This window comes from Pseudomonas sp. QTF5, from assembly GCF_000512695.2.
GTDB lineage: Bacteria > Pseudomonadota > Gammaproteobacteria > Pseudomonadales > Pseudomonadaceae > Aquipseudomonas.
Genome location: NZ_AZRW02000082.1, coordinates 1 through 619 on the forward strand (window position 1 = coordinate 1; position 619 = coordinate 619).

General features: G+C 53.0%; 1 protein-coding gene. It reads left to right on the forward strand.

The genetic code is table 11. The features are described from left to right. Positions 1-40: 40 nt before the first annotated feature. A partial coding sequence (locus IC37_RS28645) for an IS3 family transposase (RefSeq protein WP_033864896.1) occupies positions 41-619 on the forward strand: 579 nt, incomplete at its 3' end.

The window sequence follows — 619 nt, forward strand, 5'->3', positions numbered from 1 at the left end:
CCAGTGTTCTCCTGCTTTTGGACTCCAAAGATCATTCCCTCTGATCAGCGAGCTAGGCGAACAATACGGCATTTCAGATTGCTGTCGCGTGTTTGAAGTCAACCGCAGCAGCTATTACGCCTGGCGTCAGCGCCAGGGAAAAACCAACCCGGAGCGCGAAGCGCTCAAAGTTGAGCTGATCAAGTACCACAAGGCATCAAAAGGCTCAGCAGGCGCCCGAAGCCTTTCCAAGGATATGCAGGGTGCAGAACATAAAGTGGGGCGCCATATGGCCAGTCGCTTGATGAAGGAAGCTGGGATATCCAGTTGCCAGCGCAGACCCCATAAGTACAAGTCCTCGGGCACTGAATCGCTCGTGGCTGAGAATGTGCTGGATCGTGAGTTTTACGTAGCTGATATGAATAAAGTCTGGTGCGCAGACATTACCTACATTCAGTTGGGCACGCGTTGGCTCTATTTCTCGGTGGTTCTGGATCTATTCGCACGACGAGTGGTGGGGTGGTCTTACTCATTGGTTGCGGACGCGACTCTAGCAAGCGAATCACTGCGCATGGCCGTTGAGCTGAGAGGGCGACCTAAAGGTGTGTTGTTTCATTCTGACCAGGGATGCCAATACACC